Genomic DNA, 17,214 nt, shown 5'->3' with positions numbered 1-17,214 from the left:
TCTTCGTATTTAAAGGGATAGTATAAATTATTACAACTAAAACTTTTGTCCAGGTTTTTTGTTTTTCTCTTTTAGTAATTTGCTACAGTGTCTTAATGCATTTTCCAGAGATTTTGCGTGATCGTGACCTTCAATACTCATAACAAGTTTAATTTTTTCCCATTGGTCTTTTTTTTCATTTTTTAAAAAAGGGAGGTAGATATTTAAGTAGGCTAGATCATTACTCCTCCTGTCAGGAGTTCTCAAAGCGTACATATTTTGGAGGTCATAAAGAATATTACTTTGCTCTTTTGTTTTATTTTTATTGTAAAGAACCAGTCTTAAAAAATCATTTTCAAAAGTAGCTTTATATGCGTTTTTTAGATAGCCATTATCACTGTAACCATACTTATTGATTGTCTCAACTATAAATGCTTTGGTTTCTTCTAATGAAACATTTTCATAATCTGATATTTTTGAAAACGTTTCAATATTACCATTTTCAAAAACTATTTTTTGAACTTGTGATTTTTTAATGTGGTATAATGGACCATTTAAATTGTCAAATTTTCTATAGGAAATGGTTTCGACATTAATTTCTTCAATTTTAGATGGTATTTCTTCTTTGTTTACAGTAATTATCAAATCCTGTGCGTATATCGAAATGTTAAAGATGAATAGTAATAGTATAAAGCTTTTTTTCATAATTTATTAGTTATTGTGCTTCTATGTTTATTTTCTCTTCTTCAGTGAATAATTTTGACTGTAAAATATAGTCTTTAATATGCCCTTTAAGATTTTTTGATCCAATATGTTCAAATTGTTTCAAGAGAAATGCCTTGTCTTCTTCAATATTTCCACGATATTTTAAAATTTTAGGGGCATTTTCTTGGATACCCAATCTAACAAAACGGGGTTCGATGGCGTTGGGTTCTTTTTCAATAGCATACTCAATGTAGTCCACACCATCAATAAATCCATCCTTTTTTTCCTTTATGGTTTTGGCATATTTGGCTTGCAATGCCAATGCAGCTCCTTTGTATGCCACAAGAGCAACATGGTCGCTTTTGGTGACGGGCTTCATCATATCGTAAAATGATTCCAGATGCGTTTTGTCTTGGGCTGCTACCTTGTAGCTTTCGCGTACCGTTGACATATCTTGAGCCTGAAAACTCATGGATAATGTCAAAAACAATAAGGAAATCAAAGGTTTCATTAGAATTATTTTTTTCTGAAAGCAGTTGAAAGTTTTAAGGCTATCGTATCATCAAACTTGGTAATATTCTTAACCTTAAAAAGACCATCTTCCTCAAGAATTGTTAAGGTTAGTTCAAGATCAGGATTTATTTCAGGATTTATGATTGCCATAAATTTTACATTACTGGATGACTGCATAAACAGTTTTTCACTGACAACCTGTTCGGTTAACTCTTTAATGATTTGCATCATGCAAACACCAGGTGTTACTGGATTTCCAGGAAAATGCCCCTTAAAGACTTCATGGTCTTTGTTAATGGTGATATTAGCAATTGCAGAACCTTCTGCAATATCTAAATTATTAACTGTATAAAAATTTTCTAACAACATTACCAAGAAAATTTGTAGTAAACGCCTAATTGAATTACACCATTTAAAAGGTTATTACCATCATAATAATCACCATCGCTTTCAGCATAGTAATAATCATTTCCAATATAATAAGAACCATCATAGTCATCTCTTACATCAATTAAACCTTGTTTATATCGGGCTTCAATACCAAGGCCAAAAGGAAATTCGTAACCAATTCCACCAAATAAGGAGAAATCAACAGGTGTGATATCGGCGCCATCATCTTCTACATTTACCTCAATACTGGGTCCGATTATAAAATGGAATCCAACACCAGGAATAATAAAAAACTTATTGGCTATACCTATACCAACATAATGAATGTTTAAGTCACTAGACCCAGGTTCTATAACTGGATTACCATAATAATCATAGTAGATAATACGGTTGTTTTGTGAAATACCTTGATTATTGTAAGTTCCTTCAACTTGCAATGCATAAAATCTAGAAAATCGGATGTTCACAAAACTGGCTGCACTTAAACCAAGTTTTCTGTCGGCTTGTTCAACATTAGAAATGCTAGAAGAGTTTAGTCCAAGTCTAACCCCTGGTCTCACTTTTACTTGTGAAAAAGCAACGGTAGATATAAGAATTAATGCAAATGCCAAAATTAATTTCTTCATATTTGTTTAATTGAGTTTAGAGTTATTTTAAGCTTTATGTTATGATGGTTAATTTCTATTTGTTTTGCAATACTATTACTAATATCTGAAAAGATAAAAGATACTTTTTCTTTTATGCCTTTGACTCGGTTAATTTTAACAAGTTTTCCAGCGTCAAAAAAGTAAAAATGCTTTTTATTGTACAAGGATGTTTCATAAACATTCTGAAAGTTATTTTTATAGAACGTTTCGCTGCTCAAGGATTCGGTGATCAGGGTTTTAAAATCTTGTTTTAGAATTTTAATCAGTAATCCTTTGTCGAAGTCATCAACGATATAGTTGACCTTGAAATCATTTTCAGAAAAAGAAAAATCAAATAGCTTATTGCCCATTTCAGTGGTAAAAGCAACCCGATGCTCAAGCTCATTAATTTTTTTGATAATTAACAGCCCACCAAAATGGCTATCATATACCTCAATTTTAGCCTTGTAAACATAATCAATTTCACTGTTGGAGAAATATGGATTTACCAGAGCCATTTGGGATGTGGCGTCCAATTTGAAACCCTGCTTTTTAGGATAAGATCCACAACCCAATATCAATAAGGAGAAACTAATTAGAAAAAACCGCTTCATTAATCGGACTATTTAACACTCGGTTTGAAAAAACTATTTTAGTATAATCGCCTGAAGGTTCAATCATTTTCACCTGTTCTACATCTCCATTGCTATTAAAGGTAATATGAAAGGCTTTAATGTATTTTGATAACTTTTTGTCTTTGGATGCAAACTGAACCAAACTAGAATGATCGTTTTTAAAGTATTCAATTGAAAACGTCTCATCATCAAACATATCACCTTTAATACTATTTATGATGAGTTTATTTAGTTGTTTGAACATCTGATTCGAGCCAATATCAATATTACTTTTGTTACCTTCATCATTGATATATAAGGTTTCATTTTTGAAAATAACGGAATACTTAAAAGGATCTAGGTAACTCCACTTAATCAAATTAGGCGATTTGAAGGCCAATTGTCCTTTGGTTACAACATCGTTATCCAAAAAATCCAAATGCTTTGATTGGGTAAAATCACTTGTAATGGTTTTAGTAGTTGCCGCTCTGCTTTTAACCAAATTTTTTAAAGCGACTGCTTCTTGACTATTCATAGGTGATTGTGCAAATAAACTTACCGAAATCAAAAAAAATGGAATGAAAAAGATTTTATGCATAGGCTTTAACATTAAATAAATCATTTACAGTTACAGACTGTAGGTTTTTCTCTTGCAAAAATAACAATAACCGTTCCAAAACTCTGATTGTTTTTTCACTCGTGTCGTGAAGTAAAATAACATCGCCTTTTTTTAGGTTTTTTGTTATGCGATTAAAAATTTGATTTTCGTTGAGGTTGGTAGTATCAAAAGAGCGTCTGTTCCATCCAATAGTGGTTAAATGTAAGTGTTTAACAGCTCTTTTTATTTTGGGATTTGTTACGCCAAAGGCAGGACGGTATAGGCATGGGGTTATACCCAACACATTTTTGACAATAGAATTGGTTTTTTGTAATTCAGCAATTACGTTTTGAGTGCTAAAAAATCCAAATTTATTGGCATGTGAATAGGTGTGATTACCTACTGTATGACCATGTTCAATAATGGTTTTAATAATATCTGGATGTGATTCTATGTGTTGGCCAATACAAAAAAATGTTGCCTTTGCTCGGTACGTTTCTAATACCTTTAAAACTTTAGGTGTGAAATCAGGGTTTGGACCATCATCAAAGGTAATGGCAATATTATTGGATTTTGGATTGTTGTTTAGAGCCTTTAAATGGTAGTTCCAACCTATTAAACCTGAACCTAAAACAGTTAAAACTAACCAGGCCAGACCGATTGGAAAAAGCCACCAAAAAGACATATTAATTAGGAAATGTAAGCAAATAAATAATACAAAAAGAATGCTTGTTGTGATATTTACTGACCTAAAATTCAGCATTGTTTTAGTAAGGTGAAACTATGGTTTTCTCCACGATACTGGTTGTACAACAATATAGTTTTAAAAGATGTATGTTTAATGTTGTTTAGCTTAACACCTTCTGGAAGAGATTGCATTTTCAAAATTTTGGAAGCTAACCAGAAACCAAATGACGATGCAGTATTGAATTCACCACAGAGATGTTTGTAATAAACCTGTTGCGTATTTTCAAATGGACCTGATTGCAATTCATGATAATAACCATCATGCTCAATGTCGCCATTGTTACCCAGAATCAGAATATCAATATCTGAAACCTCAAGGTTGTTTTCAGCTAAAAAATCAGTAGCAGCTTTTGTTATTTCAGCTTTTGTGAGTGTGTTGAAGAGTTTTACTGCAGTAACTTCAGCATAAGAAGAGGCTTGTTTTTCATTTGACAATACAAAGAAATTAGCACCTTCTGCAAAAACTGCTCCAACCGAATTTGATTTTAAAAGTTCAGAACTTTTAACCGCATGCGGTTTTATATGGTTGATGAGTTTGTGAATGGTAACGGTATGATCTCCAAGTTCATCAACGCCACCGACAAGGATATTGTGTTCTTCATTGTTCTCCAATTGAAGTTTAGCATCCAAAAGCGCAGATTCAAATGAGTTACTTCCATGTACGTAAGTAAAATTATATCCTTTACATTGTAATTCCAATGCAATTTGTCCACCTACGGTATTATGTGTTGACTGAATAAATGATGTTGGGGTTAGGTATTGCTCGTCATTATCAATTATGGCACTCACGAATTTTTCGGAATCACGCACACAGCCCATTCCAGTTCCGGTTATAATGGCATCAACATTTTCTAAACCTGCATCTTGTAAAGCTATTTTTGATGCTACAACACCCATTTTAATACCTTTTGCCATACGTCTTGCAGCAGCAGGAGGAATGTAGTCTTTATAAATAGGGTCTATAACAGAAATAACGTTGTCTTCATAATCAACAATGTCATTCAAAAATTCATTATTGTCAAATGTCTTTTGAGCTGAAATGGAACCAATACTATTTATATAGACTTGCTTCATTATTGTTCTTTAGAAAATATAACAGTTGAACAATTGCCACCAAATCCAAACGAATTGGACATAACTGTTTTAAGAGGCTTTTCTTTTAACTCAAGTTGTGGTGTAATATTAAATTCCTTCATCTGCGTTTCAAAATTCAGATTGGGATAAACTACATTGTTTTGAAGTGCCAAAACCGAATAAACAGCTTCAATCGCTCCAGCTGCAGCTAGTGTATGTCCTGTATAGGCCTTGGTAGAACTAAAATCAGGAACATGCTCTCCAAAAACACGAATGATAGCACGACCTTCTGATAAATCATTATTGCCAGTTGCTGTGCCATGTGCATTGATGTAATCTATATCATCAGGAGTAAAGTCGGCTACTTTTAATGCTTTTTCCATTGCTAGGAATGCGCCATCACCATTATCTGAAGATGCTGTTTGGTGATAAGCATCATTGGCATTCCCATAACCTTTTACATAGGCCAAAACAGTTTTATTTTCTGCCTGCACGACAGCATCCGATTCCAATACCAAGAAAGCGGCAGCTTCACCTAAATTCAAACCTTTTCGGTTTTCATCAAAAGGCGTATTGTAGGTATCTGATAATATCATTAACGTCTTGAATCCATTGATTGTAAACTTTGATAAACAGTCGGCACCTCCAACAATCACACGATCCAATAAGCCTGATTTAATTAATCGAGCTCCAAGCATAATGGAATTAGCAGCCGAAGAACAAGCAGTACTAATAGTTGTAACCAAGCTTTTTTCAATGCCTAGTTGTTCTGCTATTTTCTGTGTAGAATCACCAGCATGATGTCCTTCGATATATTTTTGTGTGGCTTTATTTTCAAGATAATCATAAAAATAGCGTTCTGTCATATCCATGCCACCAACACTTGTCGCTGAAACCAATCCAGTTTTGTGAGCATTAATATCGGTTATTCCGGCATTTTTAATAGCTTCCTTTGCGGCCACTACACCTAGGAAAGCAGTCCTGGAGTAATTATTGTCTGAACTTAAATGGAGTTGTTGTTCAAATTCACTATTGGTAAATGCAATTTCACCAACCATGATATCATTGACATGATTCGTTTTAATTTTTTTAACACGGGAAATCCCCTTATTACCGTTAATAAGTGCATGGTAGTTTTCTGCCACATTGTTTCCAATGGCAGAAATAATCCCTATTCCAGTGATAGCAACTCCTTTACTCAAATGAACGACTTATTTGGTTCTGTGTTCTGTGATATAAGCAGCCATGGTATCAATCGATTCAAAAATCGCACGACCTTCTTTAGGGTCAGTTAATTTGATACCATAACTTTTATCCAACATAACGATTAACTCCAGTGCATCAATAGAATCTAAACCTAATCCGTCACCAAAAAGCATATCGTCATTTGCAATATCCTCTGGAGACATGTCTTCTAAATTCAATTGCTCAATTATATTTTCTTTTAATTCTTGTTTTAAAGCATCCATAATTATGTATTATATAATGTTATTATGTTTTGTTCCGTATGTTTTATAGTTCCTGTTTTTGAAACTAAATATAAAAAGGCTTCGTAATTATTTTCGTCGTCAAATTCCACCCAACCACACAACACTTCGTTGGCTTTGTTACTTGATAACAAACTATTTGAGTACGTTAGTAAATGCGAAGCATTAAAGTTGTCAAAGATAAAAAAACTATTTTCAGAATACAGTTTATATTTGATACTTATCTCACCAATACAAATATTTGGTAAAGTATAAACAAATACGGCTGGGCTAGGGTAGTAGCTTTCTTTATTTTGGATGGATTCTTGATGTTTTCTATCGGTGTCTAAACTAGAAGCCCTATTGGAAAAAACAATAGCAATATTATTTTCATTTTCCAATTTGAGATTTTCATTTTTCAGTAAAATATCAGCAGCCAAAAAAGCGAGTTTACTTAAGTTATCCATTTTAAAAAATTTAGGATACTTAATATTTTGATTTTTGTAAACCGATTTAATAAAATCTGTAAATGATTTCGACTCATCATTAAAGAGAACAGAATCATTTAAAGAAACCGTATTATTTTTTATTCTGCAATAAGATTTTATGTAAAAATCAGTGCTCATGAAACTTTTTTAGTAAATGTGAACAACGTGTGATATTCACCCAATGCCACATCTTCATTGAGTTTTAAACCGGCTTTGTCAGCAATTTCAATAAATTCATCGGCTTTATACATTTTTGAGTTACCATTGGCCAAAGCTGTGAAATATAATGATGTTGCTTCTAAAATAAATTTAGCACTTTGAAATCGTTGCCTATCAGTAAATGTTTCGACGATAATAAGTTCAGCATTGTCATCCATGACTTCTACACAGGTTTGAAGCACTTTTAAAATCTCGTCTTTTGAAAAACAGTCTAAAAATTGACAAAGCCAAAATGTATCTGCACCATGAGGAAGCTTTGGGTTTTCGGACAACCAATCTATCTGATGGCCTTTAACACGGTTTTGAAATCCTTCTTTTTCTACGTTTTTTAACGCCACGTTTAACTGGCCAGGAAGATCTACCATAGTCATATTAACAGCATCATTATGCTTGCAACATTGAATGGTAAATTTTCCAGTGTTGGCACCAATGTCCAACATGGATTTACGATTCTTTTGAAAGATAATTTTTAATGCGTCTCCAAAAATATCATCCGAGTAATGATGGTCAAATTCAAACCACGATTTTTGTTCTAATGGAGTTAGTTGGGAAAGACCTTCATAAATCGTTTTCCAATTCCCCAGTTCTTTTAAGCCTTCAGGTTTACCTGTTTTAATGGCTTCATCTAAATGAAACATGCCTTTATAGCAAACTTCATTTGCGAAGTTGATATTAACATTAACGGTTTCATTGTAGGCTAAAAAATAACCTATAGTTGTTAATTTAAATTGCCCGGAATCATCTTGCACAACAATATTGGATGATTCAGCAATTTCCAACAGCACACCAACACCATAAAGGCTTAAGCTCAATGTTTCAGCAATGCTTTCCATAGTAATACCACCTTTTCTTCTTCTTTCGAAAATAAGGTCAAAGACACCGAGTTTTCTTAATGACACGACGGTTTGAAATATAAATGGAGCAAAAGCAATTTTATGAGCTTCTTCCAGAGCAGTTATAGCCTTTAGGTTCTGTGTTGACATATAGTTTTATTTAATTTTTTGAAAAATTACGGCCGTATTGCAGCCCCCAAAGCCTGAAGCTGTTTTTAAAAACGTGTGTAATTTTTTTTCAGTTGTTTGTTTTATAATATTAATGGGTTTTGTTACTCCTAAAGATTCAAAACCCAAAGATTTATATAACGTATTATTCTTCAAGGAATGCATCCCAACAATGGTTTCTACCAGACCCGATGCTCCTAAACTATGACCAAAATAGCCTTTTAAACTGTTTAGGGGAACTGGCCCTAATGCCATACGATTGAAAGCTAAAGCTTCCATCTCGTCATTAAAAAGCGTTGCTGTTCCGTGAGCAGAAATATAGTCAATTTCATTAACTGAAATGGTTGCTTGAGAAAAAGCCGATTGCATACTTCTAAAAAGACCTTCCCCAGTTCTTGAAGGACCAGAAATATGGTTGGCATCATTGCAGGAACCTTCACCTAATATTCTTACCGTTTCATCAGGCAGATTTTTGGACTCTTTTGTCACTAATACACTGGCTGAAATCTCTCCAATATTGATTCCAGTTCTATGAGCATCATAAGGTCTGCAAGGCTCATTACTTAACGCTTGAAAAGAATTAAATCCAGAAAGAATAAATTCAGTAATTACGTCACCACTTGTAATAAACACGTGATCGTAAACACCTTGTTCAATATATCTCTTAGCAATTGCAACAGCTAAAATCCCGGAGACACAAGCATTTGAAACAACAATAGCATCATTCTTAAAGTCAAAAAAATCTTTAATCTGTTTTCCTAATTCACTCAAATAAGCTCGTTCTTTCGGAAACGGATTGTTGTTATCAAGAGCATCAATATTGCCCTTGGTTGTTGAAATAATTAAACCAACACGGTCATTTAAATCTATGTTTGAAGAGGCTATGACCTTGCTTAATGATGTTATCATCATCTTCTCCAAACAGGTATGTGTTTTTTGAGGATTTAAATTGTTGAATTCTTGATTTAGTTTTTCTGTTGGAATTAATGAGGTATAAAAAGGTTCAGGTAAAATGCCTTGGTCATCAATGTATTGGAGTCCAGAAACCTCATTGTGAATATTTTTCACAACAGATTCACTATTAAAGCCTAATGATGATAGAATATTGTTATGTGAAACATAGATATCAGTCATCCAGTAAGCCAACACGTTTTTTCCAATCCATAAAAAATTCAGGAGCAGTAAGCGCCAAATCACCTTCACCAATATTATCTACAAAAACCTGAACGGTTTCGCCAGTGCAAACCAATTGCTGATTTTGATTGTAAATTTCATATCGAAACACCATTTTTGCCGCAGGGCTGTCAACGTAAATGGTTTTTATGGTAGCTACATCACCATAGCGTAGCGGTAACTTATGGTCTGTACTCGATTTTACAATAGGCGTAGCAAAGCCAAATTCTTTTTGATCTAAATAGGATATGCCGTGCTGTCTTCCAAAGGCTTCTCGACCATCTTCAAAGTATTGAATATAATTGCCATGCCAAACTATACCCAAAGGATCTGTTTCTACAAAGCGAACACGAACCTGGCTAGTATGTGATATTTCTTTATGTTTAGACAGCGTTCTTTTTTTCATTATAAGCAATAGCAATTAAAATAGTTACCAGAAAAAATGCGAGTAGCAGTAACAACTCGGGAAGGATGTCCAGTAACGAACCGTTCCGTAAAAATACATCGTAAAATGCATTTAGACCCCAATTCATGGGAGAAATATTTGATAAAACCTGCATGAACTTTGGCATAATAAATACAGGAACCCAAACCCCACCTATAGCGGCAAGAATAACCACAAAAGTAGCACCAAATGGAGCAGATTGTTCTTGTGTTTTTGCAATAGTTCCCAATAATAAACCTAGACCAATTGCAGCCAAACCAGCAAAAGTTGCAACGATAAATAGTAACGGCAATCTTCCTGAGATATCCAATGTTGGCAGTCCGATTGCTGGGAATAAATAGATTCCAATAAGCAACATCAAAACAAATTGAATCAAGCAAACAATCAGGTAAACAATAGTTTTCCCGCCAAGGACTGTTGCATAAGAAACAGGATTGGTTCGCAACCTCACAAAAGTCCCTTGACTTTTTTCCTTAACAATGTTTATGGATAGTGGTACGATTATGAAGAAGATGGCGAACAATGTCCATGCTGGCACATTATGTTGTACAGAATTTGGAATAATGTCCTTATCGCCGTCTTGGGGTAAAATTTCTGTAAAGGTGATGAAATTATCAGTTTCAAAAACAACCTCTGATGGGTCGTCGGAGATTTGTTCTTGAAAAGCCTTATAAATGGTTTGTGTTTCAATTTTCGAAATCATTTTATCAATACCGTTTTTCACAGAAGATTTAAATGATACTTGGGTAGCTGGGTCAAAGTAAAGCTTGACTTCTTTGTTTGGAATGTCAATGGGTTCTGTTTCCGTTTCTTCTTCCAGTCCAAATTTGGCAATGATTCCATCAACGTTTTGACTGACTTTTTTTTCTAAATCGGAAGATAAGTCTTTGGGAATGATAATGGCCATTTGATATTTTCCTGAAAACACCAATTCCTTCGCTTCATTTTCATTAGATTTTAGAATGACTTCAAATGCATTTGATTCCGAGAGACCATTTTTAATGGTTTCTGAAACACTTCCATTATCATTGTTTACTAAAAGAATAGGAATTTTAACATCAGATACTGTTTTGAATGTGCTGTCTTGAATAAGCGTTATGGTTATAATTAGAACCAATGGCATAATAAATAAAATAGCGATTCCTCCAATGTCTCTGGTAAGCAATAGAAATTCCTTGTATGTTGAAGCCTTGAGTTTATGCATGGTCTCGTAAAGCTTTTCCGGTTAATCTTAAAAACACATCTTCCAAATTATGAGTGCCTTGATGTTTATTAATAAGCTCTGCTGGTTTTCCTTTCGTAATGATTTTACCATGGTCTATTATGGCAACTCGTGTACAAAAAGATTCTGCTTCATTTAAGTGATGCGAAGTATAGATGATGGTGGTTCCTTTTTTGTTCAAATCTTGAAGGAATCCAATAATGACATTTTTTGATTGAACGTCAACACCAACGGTTGGCTCATCTAAAAATAAAACTTTAGGGTCATGCAAAATACTCGCTATTAAATTGACACGCCGTTTCATACCACCAGAAAAGGTATCTATGGGTTTGTTGGCAAAGGGCAATAGACCCAAGTGTTCCAAGGCTGCATTAATTTTATTATCCAGGCTTTTGCCTTTAAGTCCATACATACTTCCAAAGTATTTCAAATTTTCAAAGGCTGTTAAAGTTGGATAAAGCGCATATTCTTGGGGAACAATACCTATAAGCTGTTTAAGTTGATTTTTATGTTTTTGATAAGTTAGGCCATTTATAGAAAAGCTACCAGAAGTAGGTTTAATTAGAGAACAAAGAATAGAAATGAGCGTGGTTTTACCTGCGCCATTTGGACCTAAAAGACCAAAAATTTCCTTCTCTTGAATGAACAAATTTAAATTACTGACCGAGAAGTTATCAGAGCCTTTGTATTTTTTAGAAATCTGTTCAATTTGAATCATCTTATATGGCTTTCTTCAATTTTTTAAAGAAAATCTCTTCTTTATCAGCAATAATATCCAATTGGTCTGCTACATCATTGTATCCATCGGTTTTTGCTGCTCTATTTTTATAAATTCTCGAAGCATCAACCGCAAAATCACGCCATAAATCACCAATTTGAGTCATTTCTTTCGAAAGTTCTGCTAGTTTATCGTTGTTTAAAATTTTACTGGACTCTTGTAAAAACGCCGCAAAAATATATCGAAATCCACCGCCACCGGTTCCAATTTCCTCCTGCATTCTCACAATTTGACCTAAATAATGATTGGCTACTTTTACCCCTTTCTTTTTGGGCCATTTACGAATGAGTTTGGCAATGGTGCGAATACCTTTTACACCAACGATGGGCATTGGAGCCAGCATTTCTCTACAAGTTTGTTTGATCCCTTTTTTTATAGCCGATTCCAATTCCAACTCTTTTGGGAAATTGGTTGGGTAATATATGTGTCCCTTGGGAGCAAAAGCCCCTTTAGCAAAGCGCACTTTTTCCAATTGTTTGTCGGTTAGAGTTGTAACCCCTTCCATTACGGGATCACTGATTAAATATGTGTCATCTTCTTTACCATAAACCACTAAATTATGAGCATTAAAATGGAAACGATATTCATCTGGGAAGTATACCAAATTGTATACACCTACTTGAAGTCCAACAGGGTTATTATTGTTTAAATTTTCATCTAGACGGGCTTTGGCTTTTTTAGGGTCTTTAAATTTTTCACGCTTAATTTTAATTCCAACACGCTTAGCAAAACGCTTAAAGATAAAACCAGGCATGGCACGATAGGTGATAGCTGGAGCATGGTTGACCATTAACAGCGGGATATAGCAAAACAACAAACCTGAACCTATACCGAAAACCATGGGTTCACTAATGTTAAACCCATTGTGTTTCATTAAATTTGAAACCACACCATTTTCGCAATGAGCTGACTGATGATGTGTAAATTTAATTTCCATGCTCTAATTTTTTAAGTTGTTCCACGCTAACCTCAAATACATCAGCGTATTTTTGGAGTGTTTTTTCAGACAGTTTTTTAAACACAGAAGGCTTAAAATGTCTTTTTACATGCCATTTCCAAATACCGACATAGCTAGCTAAAATATTGATATCCATTTTATGGAGTTCCATGAAGTATTCTATGGGACTGGTCTGATTGTTATGAACACGATTTTTTGCATCAGCAACACGAGCATTAATTTCTTCAATAGCATTGTCCAAAGCAATGGTTTTTGGATCCCAACCAGTACTATTTACAGTAGTATATTCACCATTTTCATCAACAGCATAACAAAGTTCTTTGAAATTCGCAGATTCCAGGTTGCTCTTATCTTGTGGGACTTCATTTTTCTTCATAAAAATTAATGTATTTCACGAATAAATAAATTCATTTCACAAGATAATAATTCTTCTTGGTTTTGAGATATTGAACACGTTATGGAACACATAACATATTGGTCTGTTGCTAATTTGGAATTAATTTTGGCGTAAGTTTCGATGGTAGTTCCTACTTCAGGGCATCTGCTTATTTGAAGCGTCTTTATGGCACTAATAAAACCAATTAATTTAATGCGCTCTCCCAGGACATCATCATCTTGAAAATAACCTTTACCTACTATAGAGGAACAGGTTTGTGCGGCATTTTCAGTCATTCCGGCTTCATTAAAAAACCCATCATCATTAAAAATACAATCATCTTTTATCGTAAATGATGTTGCGACGTGTTCATCATCAATAGATAGTACATTGTCAACCATTAAAAATGGCTCTCGATGTGGTAAAAATTTGGTGATATCTATATCTTGGTAATTCATTAGCCAGCAATTACAGTCTTCATTTCACCCGAAGCAATTTCTTGACCTTCAGCATTGAAAACAGACACAGTAACCATCGTGACTCCCATGAATTCATGTAATATCGTTGCTTCAGTTCGAATAACCTCGTCGACACGTGGAAGTTTATGAATCGTTACAGATTTTATCGATCCAATATAACCTGTCGGAGCTTGTTCGCCTTTTAAAAAATAGTCATACCCTGTATGTAATGCAACAGTTTGCGCCATATTTTCTACTAGCCCTGGTTCACCGAGATGATTGTTTTCAACAAAAAGATTACTGGGAATTATTTTAAATGCCGAAACCACTTTTTCATTGGTAAAATCCAAAAGGGAATCTACCATAACAAAAGGAATTTTTTGGGGGATTAAATTTGAAATGTCAAGAACTGGAAAATCGTTGGCTTTCATTTTAACACACAGTTACAAGTGCTATGGAGTAGGCAAACCGAGCACTTTCAGGAACAGATAACAATATTTTATCTCCTTTTTTTAACTTACCTGAATGAGCCAATTCTTCAAGCATGATGTAAATGGATCCAGCACCTACATTACCAACTTTACTTAAATTCATAAACCAATTGTCCCAAGGAATTTCAACTCCTTGCTCGGTCATTTCCTTGTAAAGTTTGTCCTTAAAAAAGTTGGAAGAAATATGTGGTAAATAATAGTCAATATCTGTAGGCTTTAAGTTGTGTTTTGTTAAAGCCTTTTTTAGGCTGTCAACACCCTTTACCAATATGTGTTCACCAAGCAGTTTGACATCTTGTTTCATGGCAAAAAGTGATTTTTTACTCCATTGGTCAGAAGGGTATTCACTCCAAGGTTTTAAGAATCCATCCTCCAATTTATCAGCACCTGCATACATACATGCATCTATTTCATAAGCATAAGAATAGCCTTCCATCCATTCAATCTTGAGAGGATGTTCGCCTTTAGGTTTATTTTCTAATAGAAAAGCTCCCGCACCATCTGAAAGCATCCATCTTAAAAAATCTTTATTGAAAGCAAGTATAGGATTTTCTTCAAGAGTTTCTAAATATTTCAACTCCTCTTCAAACGTATCAGATTTCATCCAAGTAGAGGTGCGTTCCGATCCTGTTGCAACGGCATTTTGAGTTTGTCCTGATTTTACCGATAGATAACCAAACTTTAGAGCATTCATTCCTGAACAACAAGCGCCTGAAGCTGAATTTATTTCAATATTACCATTTTTCAAAAAACCATGAACCATGGCTGCATGAGAAGGTAATATTTGATCTGGACTTGAAGTTCCACATGATAATAGTTCAATATCTTCGGCTTTGAAATTGTCATCGCATAAACCAATTACAGCTTCCTTTGTCAGTTGAGCATTGTTATGAGTGATGTTTCCATTGTCATCAATAGCATAATATCGCGTTTTAATTTGGTTGTTGCGTAACACTATACGACGACCTTTGGAGGTCTTGCCATTAATGGTGCCAAGCTTATCTTCCATTTCATCATTACTGATTGGTCGATTAGGTAAAAACTTCGATATTTTGGTTATGTAAACTTCGTTCATTTTCAGTGCCTTCTATTTTAATGCAACAGATGCGTAATATACTTTATCTCTTTTAATTTTACTATACAAAGGTAAATAAGTCAACAAAAATAAGATAAAAACTATAGGTGCAATAAACCAAATGACAAATAATAGGTAATAATTAAAGATTTTAACCCAAAACTGCCTTTTTGGTGTGTTTTTATCGCCTTTGCTATGTATAAAGTTAGCCCATTTTGAGAATATCACATTGGCGCGTTTGTCAACTGTGATTAAAAAAGGCTTTATTTTCACAGCATTTTCTGCTAAAAGGTCTTTTTGAAGGTTTTGAAAATCATTTTTTTGTAAATGATTTGAAATAATTGGGCCAAATTTCACCGACTCATCAATGTCTTTTTGAGAAACACCAGGTTTCGGAAAAACACCTAAAAAACGTTCCTTCTTTCCTGAAAACATCCATTGTGCAATGGTAATGACGCTAATGTGATTAATATGCCTATCAGCCAAAACAATGTTTCCTACCAACTGCGCATTTAAAGACTTGAGTTTTTTCTTCATTTTTTCCTGCGCCATAATCCACATATTTCTACATCCAATTACTGTAATAACAGGCTTATTGTTAAAAAGTTTTTTGGCTTGTTCCGTATGCAAAAATGATGTTGTTGGCAATGAAGGTGTCAAATACCAAATGCTATAACCCAAGATAATTAAATCGTAATTTTTATTTAAAACATGGTCAGTTATGTTTTCAACTTCTTGAGGTATTTGTTTGAATGTGTCCGGAAAGGCACCATAGAACTCTTTCTTTTTCCATGGAAATGGGAAGGGCTCTTTCATTTTGATGGTTACATGGGTAATATCGGTATTATTGTTTTTAATAGGATTGGTAATATTATTTACGATTTCCGTAAGCTGTCCTGATTGCGAATAATGTATAACTAAAACCGATTTCATTTATTTATTTTTAGAGTTCCAAAAGTCGAAATAATTAAACCACTGAAGCGGGTATTTTTTCAACATCCAAGATACGCTTTCTGTATATTCTTCAAGTAATTTTTTGGCATCTCGTTTTTTGGCTTTAGCTTTTCTAGCATAAAGGTGGTAATGGCTGGTTGTTTCCTTCATTACATATACAAACAGTACAGGAACATTTAATCGTGAGGCCAATAGAAATGGACCTGCAGGAAAACGAGCTTCTTCTCCTAAAAGGTTTTGTGATAAATACTTCGAGCCTTTAACATAACGATCACCAGTTATGCAAACAATTTCGTTTCTTGCCAAAGCCGCGTTAATTTCAAAAATGTGTGATAAATCTTCTTTTATGATTATCAAATTAATGCTGGACTCGCTGGTAACACTCTCAATGTAATCTTTGATTGCGGTATGTTCAACATCAGTGGTAAGAAGACTAATTGAGGTTTTTTCTTCCAATTCCCCAAAAAAGAATTCAGCTATTTCAAAGTTCCCGACATGTGCACTAATAAGCACACCACCTTTTTTTTGCCTGATGGTTTCCCGTATCAAATCTATACCATCAAATTCATACGTAAATTTGTCTCGTAGACCAGAGGAAATGGCAACTTTGTCTATGATGGTCTGACCAAAAACATAGTAGCTTTTGTAGATGCTAATAAGGCTTCTGAATTTTGAATATTTTAATCGATGCCTGAAGTAATAATAAATAGCTTTAGAGCTATCCATTGCAAAAAGGCAAAAATAGGCAGCTACAAAATAAAGAATGAAATATGCTGCTCGAAGTCCGAGGTTCTTCATGAAAAATACAAATATCTTGTATCCTAGAACGGTACCTCTAGATTTTCCTTGCCATTCAGCAGCCAT

23 protein-coding genes are annotated in these 17,214 nt (G+C 34.1%); all 23 read right to left on the bottom strand.

What is annotated here, in order from left to right:
- Positions 1-36 precede the first annotated feature (36 nt).
- Positions 37-684, bottom strand: coding sequence for a hypothetical protein (locus tag ACKXGU_RS07715; protein WP_463464769.1), 648 nt, complete (start codon positions 682-684; stop codon positions 37-39).
- Positions 685-694: 10 nt separating this feature from the next.
- On the bottom strand, positions 695-1,195 hold the full coding sequence (locus ACKXGU_RS07710) for a hypothetical protein (protein WP_463464768.1): 501 nt from the start codon (positions 1,193-1,195) through the stop codon (positions 695-697).
- A gap of 5 nt (positions 1,196-1,200) precedes the next feature.
- A complete protein-coding gene (locus tag ACKXGU_RS07705; RefSeq protein WP_463464767.1) occupies positions 1,201-1,566 on the bottom strand; it encodes a 3-hydroxyacyl-ACP dehydratase in 366 nt (121 codons plus the stop codon).
- Positions 1,566-2,213 carry a porin family protein gene (locus ACKXGU_RS07700; protein WP_463464766.1) on the bottom strand — a complete coding sequence of 216 codons (648 nt, stop codon included), beginning with the start codon at positions 2,211-2,213 and terminating at the stop codon, positions 1,566-1,568. The genes ACKXGU_RS07705 and ACKXGU_RS07700 overlap by 1 nt, the downstream gene beginning before the upstream one ends.
- Positions 2,210-2,827, bottom strand: a complete 618-nt coding sequence (gene lolB2, locus ACKXGU_RS07695) for a flexirubin biosynthesis protein LolB2 (protein ID WP_463464765.1) — start codon at positions 2,825-2,827, stop codon at positions 2,210-2,212. The genes ACKXGU_RS07700 and lolB2 overlap by 4 nt, the downstream gene beginning before the upstream one ends.
- Positions 2,805-3,425: a flexirubin biosynthesis/transport protein LolA2 gene (gene lolA2 / locus ACKXGU_RS07690; protein WP_463464764.1), complete on the bottom strand. Its 621-nt coding sequence runs from the start codon at positions 3,423-3,425 to the stop codon at positions 2,805-2,807. The genes lolB2 and lolA2 overlap by 23 nt, the downstream gene beginning before the upstream one ends.
- Positions 3,418-4,110: a polysaccharide deacetylase family protein gene (locus tag ACKXGU_RS07685; RefSeq protein WP_463464763.1), complete on the bottom strand. Its 693-nt coding sequence runs from the start codon at positions 4,108-4,110 to the stop codon at positions 3,418-3,420. Before ACKXGU_RS07685 ends, lolA2 begins: the two co-directional genes overlap by 8 nt.
- Before the next feature lie 71 nt (positions 4,111-4,181).
- Positions 4,182-5,246, bottom strand: a complete 1,065-nt coding sequence (locus ACKXGU_RS07680) for a beta-ketoacyl synthase N-terminal-like domain-containing protein (protein ID WP_463464762.1) — start codon at positions 5,244-5,246, stop codon at positions 4,182-4,184.
- Positions 5,246-6,448: a beta-ketoacyl-[acyl-carrier-protein] synthase family protein gene (locus ACKXGU_RS07675; RefSeq protein ID WP_463464761.1), complete on the bottom strand. Its 1,203-nt coding sequence runs from the start codon at positions 6,446-6,448 to the stop codon at positions 5,246-5,248. The genes ACKXGU_RS07680 and ACKXGU_RS07675 overlap by 1 nt, the downstream gene beginning before the upstream one ends.
- Before the next feature lie 9 nt (positions 6,449-6,457).
- Complete coding sequence (locus ACKXGU_RS07670; RefSeq protein ID WP_103050504.1) at positions 6,458-6,715, bottom strand: phosphopantetheine-binding protein; 258 nt, start codon at positions 6,713-6,715, stop codon at positions 6,458-6,460.
- 2 nt (positions 6,716-6,717) lie between these two features.
- Complete coding sequence (locus ACKXGU_RS07665) at positions 6,718-7,338, bottom strand: 3-oxoacyl-ACP synthase (RefSeq protein WP_463464760.1); 621 nt, start codon at positions 7,336-7,338, stop codon at positions 6,718-6,720.
- Entirely contained in the window at positions 7,335-8,402 is a 1,068-nt protein-coding gene (locus tag ACKXGU_RS07660; protein ID WP_463464759.1) for a class I SAM-dependent methyltransferase, read from the bottom strand. Before ACKXGU_RS07660 ends, ACKXGU_RS07665 begins: the two co-directional genes overlap by 4 nt.
- Before the next feature lie 6 nt (positions 8,403-8,408).
- The gene (locus ACKXGU_RS07655) at positions 8,409-9,554 is read right to left on the bottom strand and encodes a beta-ketoacyl-[acyl-carrier-protein] synthase family protein (protein WP_463464758.1); all 1,146 of its coding nucleotides are present in this window, start codon (positions 9,552-9,554) and stop codon (positions 8,409-8,411) included.
- Positions 9,547-9,999, bottom strand: coding sequence for an acyl-CoA thioesterase (locus ACKXGU_RS07650; RefSeq protein ID WP_463464757.1), 453 nt, complete (start codon positions 9,997-9,999; stop codon positions 9,547-9,549). The genes ACKXGU_RS07655 and ACKXGU_RS07650 overlap by 8 nt, the downstream gene beginning before the upstream one ends.
- The gene (locus ACKXGU_RS07645) at positions 9,977-11,242 is read right to left on the bottom strand and encodes an ABC transporter permease (protein ID WP_463464756.1); all 1,266 of its coding nucleotides are present in this window, start codon (positions 11,240-11,242) and stop codon (positions 9,977-9,979) included. The genes ACKXGU_RS07650 and ACKXGU_RS07645 overlap by 23 nt, the downstream gene beginning before the upstream one ends.
- Complete coding sequence (locus ACKXGU_RS07640) at positions 11,235-11,978, bottom strand: ABC transporter ATP-binding protein (RefSeq protein WP_463464755.1); 744 nt, start codon at positions 11,976-11,978, stop codon at positions 11,235-11,237. The genes ACKXGU_RS07645 and ACKXGU_RS07640 overlap by 8 nt, the downstream gene beginning before the upstream one ends.
- A 1-nt stretch (position 11,979) precedes the next feature.
- Positions 11,980-12,975 carry a BtrH-related acyltransferase DarH gene (gene darH, locus ACKXGU_RS07635; protein ID WP_463464754.1) on the bottom strand — a complete coding sequence of 332 codons (996 nt, stop codon included), beginning with the start codon at positions 12,973-12,975 and terminating at the stop codon, positions 11,980-11,982.
- Complete coding sequence (gene DarG, locus ACKXGU_RS07630; RefSeq protein WP_463464753.1) at positions 12,965-13,372, bottom strand: flexirubin biosynthesis protein DarG; 408 nt, start codon at positions 13,370-13,372, stop codon at positions 12,965-12,967. The genes darH and DarG overlap by 11 nt, the downstream gene beginning before the upstream one ends.
- Positions 13,373-13,377: 5 nt before the next feature.
- Positions 13,378-13,830, bottom strand: coding sequence for an ABC transporter permease (locus ACKXGU_RS07625; protein ID WP_463464752.1), 453 nt, complete (start codon positions 13,828-13,830; stop codon positions 13,378-13,380).
- Complete coding sequence (locus ACKXGU_RS07620; protein ID WP_463464751.1) at positions 13,830-14,261, bottom strand: hypothetical protein; 432 nt, start codon at positions 14,259-14,261, stop codon at positions 13,830-13,832. Before ACKXGU_RS07620 ends, ACKXGU_RS07625 begins: the two co-directional genes overlap by 1 nt.
- Before the next feature lies 1 nt (position 14,262).
- Positions 14,263-15,396 carry a dialkylresorcinol biosynthesis protein DarB gene (darB, locus tag ACKXGU_RS07615; protein ID WP_463464750.1) on the bottom strand — a complete coding sequence of 378 codons (1,134 nt, stop codon included), beginning with the start codon at positions 15,394-15,396 and terminating at the stop codon, positions 14,263-14,265.
- Positions 15,397-15,408: 12 nt separating this feature from the next.
- Positions 15,409-16,329 (bottom strand): flavodoxin family protein, encoded by a 921-nt coding sequence (locus tag ACKXGU_RS07610; RefSeq protein WP_463464749.1) that lies wholly within the window; start codon positions 16,327-16,329, stop codon positions 15,409-15,411.
- Positions 16,330-17,214, bottom strand: coding sequence for an LpxL/LpxP family acyltransferase (locus ACKXGU_RS07605; RefSeq protein WP_463464748.1), 885 nt, complete (start codon positions 17,212-17,214; stop codon positions 16,330-16,332).

Source organism: Hanstruepera sp. CR43, from assembly GCF_055227665.1.
This window is presented reverse-complemented; position numbering and strand designations above follow the sequence as displayed.

Coding starts and splice junctions, on each gene's coding strand:
- ACKXGU_RS07700 (WP_463464766.1), bottom strand. CDS start 2,213: ATGAAGAAATTAATTTTGGCATTTGCATTAATTCTTATATCTACCGTT.
- ACKXGU_RS07665 (WP_463464760.1), bottom strand. CDS start 7,338: ATGAGCACTGATTTTTACATAAAATCTTATTGCAGAATAAAAAATAAT.
- lolA2 (WP_463464764.1), bottom strand. CDS start 3,425: ATGCATAAAATCTTTTTCATTCCATTTTTTTTGATTTCGGTAAGTTTA.
- ACKXGU_RS07655 (WP_463464758.1), bottom strand. CDS start 9,554: ATGACTGATATCTATGTTTCACATAACAATATTCTATCATCATTAGGC.
- lolB2 (WP_463464765.1), bottom strand. CDS start 2,827: ATGAAGCGGTTTTTTCTAATTAGTTTCTCCTTATTGATATTGGGTTGT.
- ACKXGU_RS07645 (WP_463464756.1), bottom strand. CDS start 11,242: ATGCATAAACTCAAGGCTTCAACATACAAGGAATTTCTATTGCTTACC.
- ACKXGU_RS07715 (WP_463464769.1), bottom strand. CDS start 684: ATGAAAAAAAGCTTTATACTATTACTATTCATCTTTAACATTTCGATA.
- ACKXGU_RS07685 (WP_463464763.1), bottom strand. CDS start 4,110: ATGTCTTTTTGGTGGCTTTTTCCAATCGGTCTGGCCTGGTTAGTTTTA.
- ACKXGU_RS07680 (WP_463464762.1), bottom strand. CDS start 5,246: ATGAAGCAAGTCTATATAAATAGTATTGGTTCCATTTCAGCTCAAAAG.
- ACKXGU_RS07620 (WP_463464751.1), bottom strand. CDS start 14,261: ATGAAAGCCAACGATTTTCCAGTTCTTGACATTTCAAATTTAATCCCC.
- ACKXGU_RS07660 (WP_463464759.1), bottom strand. CDS start 8,402: ATGTCAACACAGAACCTAAAGGCTATAACTGCTCTGGAAGAAGCTCAT.
- ACKXGU_RS07625 (WP_463464752.1), bottom strand. CDS start 13,830: ATGAATTACCAAGATATAGATATCACCAAATTTTTACCACATCGAGAG.
- darH (WP_463464754.1), bottom strand. CDS start 12,975: ATGGAAATTAAATTTACACATCATCAGTCAGCTCATTGCGAAAATGGT.
- ACKXGU_RS07640 (WP_463464755.1), bottom strand. CDS start 11,978: ATGATTCAAATTGAACAGATTTCTAAAAAATACAAAGGCTCTGATAAC.
- ACKXGU_RS07650 (WP_463464757.1), bottom strand. CDS start 9,999: ATGAAAAAAAGAACGCTGTCTAAACATAAAGAAATATCACATACTAGC.
- DarG (WP_463464753.1), bottom strand. CDS start 13,372: ATGAAGAAAAATGAAGTCCCACAAGATAAGAGCAACCTGGAATCTGCG.
- darB (WP_463464750.1), bottom strand. CDS start 15,396: ATGAACGAAGTTTACATAACCAAAATATCGAAGTTTTTACCTAATCGA.
- ACKXGU_RS07710 (WP_463464768.1), bottom strand. CDS start 1,195: ATGAAACCTTTGATTTCCTTATTGTTTTTGACATTATCCATGAGTTTT.
- ACKXGU_RS07670 (WP_103050504.1), bottom strand. CDS start 6,715: ATGGATGCTTTAAAACAAGAATTAAAAGAAAATATAATTGAGCAATTG.
- ACKXGU_RS07605 (WP_463464748.1), bottom strand. CDS start 17,214: ATGGCTGCTGAATGGCAAGGAAAATCTAGAGGTACCGTTCTAGGATAC.
- ACKXGU_RS07610 (WP_463464749.1), bottom strand. CDS start 16,329: ATGAAATCGGTTTTAGTTATACATTATTCGCAATCAGGACAGCTTACG.
- ACKXGU_RS07705 (WP_463464767.1), bottom strand. CDS start 1,566: ATGTTGTTAGAAAATTTTTATACAGTTAATAATTTAGATATTGCAGAA.